This window comes from Streptomyces oceani, assembly GCF_001751245.1.
GTDB classification, from domain to species: Bacteria; Actinomycetota; Actinomycetes; order Streptomycetales; family Streptomycetaceae; genus Streptomyces; species Streptomyces oceani.
In genome coordinates this window covers 219845-225844 of record NZ_LJGU01000093.1, presented here as the reverse complement: position 1 = coordinate 225844, position 6000 = coordinate 219845, and the positions used below count along the sequence as shown (strand labels likewise).

Annotated in this window: 5 protein-coding genes; 1 reads left to right on the top strand and 4 read right to left on the bottom strand. The window is 71.4% G+C overall.

Translation table 11 applies throughout. The features are described 5' to 3' along the window. From AN216_RS02340 to AN216_RS02325, 4 genes are all read right to left on the bottom strand, one after another. Positions 1 to 353 (bottom strand): 2-oxoglutarate dehydrogenase E1 subunit family protein (locus AN216_RS02340; protein ID WP_139140836.1); only part of this gene is annotated, 353 nt, incomplete at its 3' end. A gap of 324 nt (positions 354 to 677) precedes the next feature. After that, the gene (locus tag AN216_RS02335) at positions 678 to 1727 is read right to left on the bottom strand and encodes a HAMP domain-containing sensor histidine kinase (protein WP_070194863.1); all 1050 of its coding nucleotides are present in this window, start codon (positions 1725 to 1727) and stop codon (positions 678 to 680) included. 43 nt (positions 1728 to 1770) lie between these two features. Next, on the bottom strand, positions 1771 to 2550 hold the full coding sequence (locus AN216_RS02330) for a response regulator transcription factor (protein WP_070194862.1): 780 nt from the start codon (positions 2548 to 2550) through the stop codon (positions 1771 to 1773). A 78-nt stretch (positions 2551 to 2628) separates the two neighbouring features. Then, entirely contained in the window at positions 2629 to 3315 is a 687-nt protein-coding gene (locus tag AN216_RS02325) for a spermidine synthase family protein (protein WP_070194861.1), read from the bottom strand. A gap of 137 nt (positions 3316 to 3452) precedes the next feature. Here AN216_RS02325 and lon point away from each other — a divergent pair, with 137 nt between their 5' ends. Beyond that, positions 3453 to 5888 (top strand): endopeptidase La, encoded by a 2436-nt coding sequence (gene lon, locus AN216_RS02320; protein WP_070194860.1) that lies wholly within the window; start codon positions 3453 to 3455, stop codon positions 5886 to 5888. Positions 5889 to 6000 lie beyond the last annotated feature (112 nt).

The following is a 6000-nucleotide window of genomic DNA, read 5'->3' as shown; positions in this document are numbered from 1 at the left end:
GGGGCAGCCGCGGTGGGAGCGGCTGGGGCTGCCGCGGCCGACTGACTCGGCGCTCCGTCACCGACGACGGGCTTGCCGGCTCGCTCAGCGGCGGCGGCCTCGGCCGGACTGGGTGCCGCGGCGGTCTCGGTATCCACCGCGCGCTCCTCGCGGGGGCTGGCTCCCGCCGGCCCGGGTTGGTAGTCGGCGAAGAAGTCCCACCAGGCTCGGTCTACCGAGTTCGGGTCCTGGAGGTACTGCTGGTAGATCTCATCGACGAGCCACTCGTTGGGGCCGAAGGCGGCCGCGGGATTCTTCCCGGCGGCGTCGGCTTCGGTCGAGACGCTCGAGCTATTGGGGGACTGTGACGACACGGCGACAACCGCCCTCTTCCGCTTCCTAAAAAATGGTGGACAGCGGGAGTAAAGGCTACGCCTTCTACCCGGTTACTTGCAGTCCGGGCGGGCTGTCGTCGTGCAAGTCACAGGGAAATGCTGGTTTCAGAGCCAGAATTGGCGGGAAACAAGCGTCGTTCTGCCCGTACGCGTGCGACTGGTGCCCGTGCGTGATCGACTCGCGCGCTCCGGTTGTTGAGCCGTGCGTACGGGCGCCGTGCGCCCCTGATCCGGGGGAAGCCGTACGGGAACCCGCACCGGGCGCGTCCGGCGCCCCGCACCGGGCGTCCGCGTCCGCCCTGGCTAGGGCCCCGGCAGCGTGACCTGGATCCGACAGCCCCGGTCCGACTCCGCCACCCGAATCCGTCCCCCGTGCAGGTCGACCGCCCAGCGTGCGATCGCCAGACCCAGCCCCGTACCGCCGTCCGCGCCGCCCTTCGAACCCGCTGGGCCGGTCACCCGGTTGAACCGCTCGAACACCTGGTGCCGCTCGGCCTCCGGGATGCCCGGACCCTCGTCCAGTACCTCGACCACCAGGCTCTCGGGCTGCTCACCGGCGTACGCACGCACCGTCACGCGCCCGTGCGCCGGGCTGTGCTTCACCGCGTTGTCGATCAGGTTGGCGACCACCTGGTGCAGCCGCTCCTCGTCCGCGTGACCGGTCAGCTCCGGCGGTGTGACGTCCAGGTGCAGATGGACGTCCGCTCGGGAGTGGCCCTGCCCCTTGCTCATGTTGGCTTCCTTGAGCACGCTCGCGAGGTGTGGCCACACCTCGAAGCGGCGTGCGTGCAGCGGCACCACGCCGCTGTCCAGGCGGGACAGGTCCAACAGGTGCTCGACCAGCCGACCGAGCCGTTGCGTCTGGTGCAGCGCCGTACGCATGGTCTCGGGATCCGCCGCGGAGACGCCGTCCACGACGTTCTCCAGTACGGCCCGCAGACCCGCGATCGGCGTCCGCAGCTCGTGCGAGACATTCGCTACCAGCTCCTTGCGGTGCTGGTCGACCGCCTCCAGGTCCGCGGCCATCCGGTTGAAGGTGGCGGCGAGTTCGCCGAACTCGTCCCGCCGGTCACCGCGCACCCGCCGGGTGTAGTCGCCGCGTGCCATGCCGCGCGCCGCGTCCGTCATCTCGTCCAGCGGCGCGGTGAGCGTCTGGGCCAGGAACTGTGTCATCAGCAGCGAGACGATGATCGACAGGATCGTGATCACCCGGACCTCGGTGGCCGAGTGCACCGCGAAGAGCGCCAGCAGCGTGGTGATCACCACGGAGAGGATCACCAGCGCGCCCAGCGCCGCCTTGACCGAGCGGTACGGATCGAGCGGGCGCAGCCCCTCCCAGATCCGGGCCCACATCCGGGACCAGGCCGTCCGTACGCGGGACGGTGCGCCCGTCACCTCACGCCCCGTCGGCGGCGGCGGAGGCGGCCGGTGTGGGGGTCTCCAGGGCGTAACCGACCCCGTGCACCGTACGAATCCGCTCGGCGCCGATCTTCCGCCGCAGCGCCTTGATGTGGCTGTCGACCGTACGGGTGCCCGAGGCGTCGGCCCAGTCCCACACCTCCGCGAGCAACTGCTCCCGGGAGAGCACCGCACGGGGTGAGTGCGCCAGGCACACCAGCAGGTCGAACTCGGTGGGAGTGAGGTGCACGTCCTCGCCGTTCACCCGCACCCGGCGCTGGGCGTGGTCGACCTCCAGCTCACCGAGCCGCAACGTGCCGGTGCGCGGCGTGTGCGCGGCCAGCGCGGCCCGCTCCACCCGGCGCAGCAGGACATGGACCCGAGCGGCCAGTTCGCGCATGGAGAAGGGCTTGGTCATGTAGTCGTCAGCGCCCACGCCGAGGCCGACCAGCATGTCCGTCTCGTCGTCCCTGGCGGTGAGCATCAGGACCGGAAGGGGGCGTTGCGCCTGCACCCGCCGGCAGACTTCGAGGCCGTCGAAGCCCGGCAGCATGATGTCCAGGATCAGCAGGTCAGGCTGCCACGCCTCGGCGGTGTCCACGGCCCCCGGTCCGTCGGTCGCCGTCTGCACCTGGAAGCCCTCGGCCCGCAGTCGTATGCTGATGGCGTCGACGATGGTCTGGTCGTCCTCCACCACCAGGATGCGGCGCTGACCGCCGGGGGCCGCCGCCACCGCCGCGTGTCCGTTGTGTGTCGGTGTGGTGTTGCTCTGTTCCATTTTCGTGCCGCCCCTGGTCGCCCCGTAACGTCATGTACGCATGCTTGCAGCAGCGTAAAGGCCGGTTGTGGGCCGGGGCTATGCCGGTCTCGTAGCAAAGTGCACGACATCCGGTACGCCCCGCGCGACGGGGATTTCGGCACTGCGCACCCGAAGGAAGCCGTGCTCCCGCAGCGCGGCCTCGAAGCGTGGCGACGGCTGCGCGGACCACACGGCCAGCACTCCTCCGGGGGTGAGCCGGGCCCGGCAGGCGGCCAACCCGGTGGGGGAGTAGAGCGGGCGGTTGTCCTCGGTGACGGTCCAGTCCGGGCCGTTGTCGATGTCCAGGCAGAGCGCGTCGAACCGAGCCTCGGTGTCCCGTAGGTGCTCGAGGAGGTCGGCGTGCACGATCTCCGTACGGGCGTCCGCCCGCGCGGTGGCGGACAGTTCGCCCAGGGGTCCGTCCTGGTGCCAGTCGATGACCGCCTGCTCCCGTTCGACCACGGTGATCCGGCCCCAGCGCGGTTCGTCCGCCGCCTCGGCCAGCGAGAAGCCGACCCCGAGGCCCCCCAGGAGTACGGCGGGGCGCGGCCGCCCGTCCAACTCGTCGAGCGTCGCGCGCACGAGGAGTCGTTCGGAACCGCCGTCCGAGGTGTCCATGAGGAAACAGCCGTTGGCGATGATCTGCAGACGCGTGCCGCTGCGGCGCAGCACGGTCTCACCGTGCGGTCCGTCCCGGCGGTCCAGGATGACTGGTGGTTCGGGGGCTTCGTGCACGCTGGGCATGCGCCCATCCTGCCGGAGCCGCGCAGCGGCCGGCGGCGGCTGATCGCCCACAGCGAACGCCGGTGACCGTCCGGAACATTCTCTCGCTCCTCCGCATTGAGTCAGTACAGCTCAACTTGCCTGCCTAGGGAGAGATCATGACTTCGAACTCCGAACCGCTCACCCTGCCGGTGCTGCCCCTCGACGACGAGGTGGTGCTGCCGGGCATGGTGGTGCCGCTGGAGTTGTCCGACTCCGAGGTGCGAGCCGCGACCGAAGCCGCCCAGGCCGCTGCCCAGGCCGCTGGCCAGGCAGCCGTACAGCCCGCCGGTCAGGAGAGCGGGAAGCCCCGGCTGCTGCTGGTGCCGCGCGTCGACGGCAGCTACGCGGACGTCGGGGTGCTGGGCCGGGTCGAGCAGGTGGGCCGGTTGTCCGGCGGCGACCCGGGCGCGCTCGTCCGCGGGCTGAGCCGGGTCCGGATCGGCGCTGGCACGTCCGGCCCGGGCGCGGCCCTCTGGGTGGAGGGTACCGAGATCCCGGAGGCGGTGCCGGACCCGGTGCCCGGCGCGGTCGCCGAACTCGCCACCGAGTACCGGGCGCTGGTCACCAGCTGGTTGCGCGGACGCGGCGCATGGGAGGTGGTCGACCGGGTCCAGCAGCTCGACGACATCGCGCGGCTCGCCGACAACTCCGGCTACGCGCCCTTCCTGTCCACCGCACAGAAGATCGAGCTGCTGCGCACCACCGACCCGGTGGCCCGGCTGCGGCTCGCCGTCGACATGTTCCGTGAGCACCTCGCGGAACAGGACGTCGCCGAGTCCATCGCCAAGGACGTGCAGGAGGGTGTGGACAAGCAGCAGCGCGAGTTCCTGCTGCGCCGTCAGCTGGACGCCGTGCGCAGGGAGTTGGCCGAATTGAACGGCGGCTCCGCGGATGACGCGGACGAGGCCGCGGACTACCGCGCCCGGGTGGAGGCGGCCACGCTGCCCGAGGAGGTGCGGAAGGCCGCCCTCAAGGAGGTGGAGAAGCTGGAACGCTCCTTGGACCAGAGTCCCGAGGGCAGCTGGATTCGCACCTGGCTGGACACCGTCCTGGAGATGCCGTGGCACGTCCGGACCGAGGACGCGTACGACATCGCCGGCGCGAAGGCGGTGCTGGACGCCGACCACGCCGGGCTGGACGACGTGAAGGAGCGGATCACCGAGTATCTGGCGGTGCGGAAGCGCCGCGAGGATCGCGGGCTCGGGGTCATCGGTGGACGCCGGGGCGGCGCCGTACTCTCGCTCGTGGGGCCGCCCGGCGTCGGCAAGACCTCCCTGGGTGAGAGCGTCGCGCGCGCCATGGGGCGGGAGTTCGTCCGGGTGGCGCTGGGCGGCGTACGGGACGAGGCGGAGATCCGGGGACACCGGCGTACGTACGTGGGCGCACTGCCCGGCCGTATCGTGCGGGCCGTCAAGGAGGCCGGCTCGATGAACCCGGTGGTGCTGCTGGACGAGATCGACAAGCTCGGTTCCGATTTCCGCGGCGACCCGGCCGCCGGTCTCCTCGAGGTGCTGGACCCGGCGCAGAACCACACCTTCCGGGACCACTACCTGGAGGTCGAACTCGACCTGTCCGACGTGGTGTTCCTGGCTACGGCCAACGTCCTGGAGGCCATTCCGGAGCCGTTGCGGGACCGGATGGAGGTGGTCCAGCTGGACGGCTACACCGAGGAGGAGAAGGTCACCATCGCCCGCGATCACCTGCTCGCCCGGCAGCTGGAGCGAGCCGGCCTGGCGCAGGGCGAGGTCACCCTGGAGGAGGCGACGCTACGCAAGCTCGCCACCGAGTACACCCGGGAGGCCGGCGTACGGAATCTCGAGCGTTCCCTCGCGCGGGTGCTGCGCAAGGCCGCCGCGGAACACGAGCTGGGCACTCGGGAACTCCCCCTGACGGTCGACCCGGACACGCTGCGCGCCTTGATCGGCAGGCCGCACCACACCCCGGAGTCCGCCCAGGACCCGACCGAACGGCGCACCGCGATGCCCGGCGTGGCGACCGGGCTCGCGGTCACCGGCGTCGGCGGCGACGTACTGTACGTCGAGGCGTCGCTGGCTGACGCGGAGACCGGCGGCAGCGGCCTCAACCTGACCGGGCAGCTCGGCGAGGTGATGAAGGAGTCCGCGCACATCGCGCTGTCCTACCTGCGCTCGCGCGGTGCCGAGCTCGAGTTGCCGGTCGGCGACCTGCGGGAACGCGGGATTCACCTGCACGTGCCCGCGGGCGCGGTGCCGAAGGACGGGCCGAGCGCCGGCATCACGATGACGACCGCGCTCGCCTCGCTGCTGAGCGGCCGCCAGGTGCGGCCGGAGGTGGGCATGACCGGCGAGGTGTCCCTGACCGGTCGGGTCCTGCCGGTCGGTGGGGTGAAGCAGAAGCTGCTCGCCGCACACCGGGCCGGGCTGAGGGACGTGATCATCCCGAAGCGGAACGAGCCGGACCTGGACGAGGTGCCGGAGGAGGTACGGGCAGGGCTGGAGGTACATCCGGTCTCGGACGTCCGACAGGTGCTGGAACTGGCCCTGACTCCCGCCCAGCTGCCGGTGGCCGCCTGACCCCGCCGGTGCGTAGTGTTCGGGTCGGCCCCCTCCCGCCCTGGTGGAGGGGGCCGACCCGACGCGCGTGCGCCGCCAGCTTCGCGGGACACCGGCAGCAACGTACGCGCGT